This window comes from Streptomyces sp. NPDC107546, assembly GCF_055639175.1.
In genome coordinates this window covers 1-2,428 of record NZ_JBVKBA010000079.1, presented here as the reverse complement: position 1 = coordinate 2,428, position 2,428 = coordinate 1, and the positions used below count along the sequence as shown (strand labels likewise).

The 2,428-nt window shown below is 73.6% G+C and carries 2 protein-coding genes; both read left to right on the top strand.

Annotated features, from left to right (window positions below):
• Positions 1-178 precede the first annotated feature (178 nt).
• Positions 179-1,567, top strand: coding sequence for a maltokinase N-terminal cap-like domain-containing protein (locus tag ACZ7L1_RS39185; protein ID WP_471444486.1), 1,389 nt, complete (start codon positions 179-181; stop codon positions 1,565-1,567).
• Positions 1,564-2,428, top strand: an 865-nt coding sequence (locus ACZ7L1_RS39180; RefSeq protein WP_471444484.1) for a GlgB N-terminal domain-containing protein, incomplete at its 3' end; no start/stop codon positions are given. The genes ACZ7L1_RS39185 and ACZ7L1_RS39180, both read left to right, overlap by 4 nt.

Here is a 2,428-nt window from a genome sequence, read left to right as displayed (position 1 = left end):
TCGGCGGGGTCCGCTTCCCCGCCATCGGAGAACTGCCCTACCTGCTCACCCTCGCAGGCCACGGCTTCTACTGGTTCCGCCTCCGCAAGGACGTCCCCCAGGCCACCCAGGTCAACGTGTTCGTGACCAGTTGAATCAGGGCCGCTGACGTCGGCCGGCACGGAAAGGACGCGAGGCCATGCCGAAGACCCAGACCGCAACGCTCAGCCAGGACGGCGTCGGCCCTGCCTCGCTGCTGCTCTCGCTCTCGGGTCTGCTGCGGGAGTGGTTGCCGCGGCAGCGCTGGTTCGCCGGGAAGGGACGGCCCGTCACGGACCTGACTCTGCTGTCGGTGACCGAACTGCACTCCGGCTGCCTGCATGTCCTGGTCCGCGCCGACTGCACCGGGCGCTCGCCGTCCGCCGCGCCGCGGCACGACTGCTACCAACTGCTCCTCGGTACCGGGGAGTCCCTGTCGTCCCCACGGGTCTCCCCGGCGGTCCTCGGCCGGGCGAGCGAGGGACCTCTCGCGGGGCTGCTGGTGTACGACGCCCTCCAGGACCCGCGCTCGGCGTCCCTGCTCCTGGAACGGCTGCGCACGCCGGGCACCGCGGGCGCCCTTCGCTTCGAACGCGACCGACGGGTGACCATACCCACCGGGCTCGCGCCCCGCCTCCTCGAAGCCGAGCAGTCCAACTCCTCCCTGGTGTACGGCGACGCCTACATCCTGAAGGTCTTCCGCCGGGTGCGGCCCGGGATCAACCCCGACCTGGAGGTGCCCTGGGCCCTGGTCCGACAGGGCTGCACCTGCGTCCCCGCGCCGGTGGCCTGGTTCCGCACCTCCAGCCCCTGGGCCGCGACACTCGGCGTGCTCCAGCCCTTCCTGCACGGCGCCGCCGACGGATGGACACAGGCGCTCGCCGCCCTCGCGGCCGGGCGGGAGTTCACCGAGGAGGCGTACGAACTGGGGCGGGCCACGGCCGAGGTGCATCTGGCCCTCGCCGCCGCGTTCCCCGTCGAACCCCAGGGGCCGCCCGACACCGGACCCCTCACCGCCGGCATGGTCGAGCGGCTGCGGGACGCCACCCACGCCGTACCGGAACTGCTGCCGTACGCCCACGGACTGCGCTCCGCCTTCACCGAACTGGCCGCGCTCGACGCGCCCCGGCCCGCCCAGCGCATCCACGGCGATCTGCACCTCGGCCAGGTGCTGCGGGCCGAACGCCGGTGGCACGTGATCGACTTCGAGGGCGAACCGGCCCGCCCGCTCCCCGAACGGCGTCGCCCGCAGTCCCCGGTCCGCGATGTCGCGGGCATGCTCCGCTCCTTCGACTACGCCGCCCACGCCCACCGACCGTGGCAGCCCGAATGGGCGCTGCGCTGCCGCGAGGCGTACTGCGCGGGCTACGCCGCCGAGGCGGGCTGGGACCCGCGCGCGGAGCCGGCGCTGCTGCGCGCCTACGAGACGGACCGCGCCGTGTACGAGGTCCTGTACGAGGCCCGCCACCGGCCCGGCTGGCTGCCGGTGCCCATGGCGGCGATCGCGCGCCTCGCCCGACGCCCCGGCGACAGGAGGCCCATGCCGTGACCACGCACACCGCGCCCCCGCCCCCGCTCGCCTCGCCGCACCTGGGCACCCCGGCACCCGCGCCCGTGCCCGCCGGTGACCGGGAGCGGCTGCTGGCCGGCACCCACCACGACCCACACTCCGTGCTCGGCGTACACCCGGTGCCGGACGGGATGGTCTTCCGCGCGCTGCGACCGTGCGCGCTGTCGGTCACCGTCGTCATCGGCGACGCCTGGGCCGAACTGCACGACGACGGCGACGGCTTCTTCTCGGCGCTGTTGCCGGTGCGGGAAGTACCGGACCACCGGCTGCTCGTGGCGTACGAGGACACCGTCCAGGAGACCGACGACCCCTACCGTTTCCTGCCCGCGCTCGGCGAGTTCGACCTGCACCTGATCGGCGAGGGACGCCACGAGGAGCTGTGGAAGGCACTCGGCGCCCACCCCATGACCCACCAGGGCGTGAGCGGCACCCGCTTCACGGTGTGGGCGCCGAACGCACGAGGGGTCCGGCTGTGCGGGGACTTCTGCCACTGGGACGGCCGCGCGTACCCCATGCGCTCCCTCGGTTCCTCCGGGGTGTGGGAGCTGTTCGTGCCCGGTCTCGGCCCCGGGGCGCGCTACAAGTTCGACATCGCGCGCCCGGACGGCAGCCACACCGTACGCGCGGATCCCATGGCCCGCCGCACGGAAGTGCCGCCGGCGACCGCCTCGATCGTGACCGAGTCGGCGTACGAGTGGCACGACGACGCATGGATGGCGCACCGCGCGGATACGCCTGTGCATCGGGCGCCGTTCTCGGTGTACGAGGTGCACCTGCCGTCCTGGCGGCCGGGGCTGACCTACCGGCAGCTGGCTGATCATTTGCCGGGGTACGTCAAGG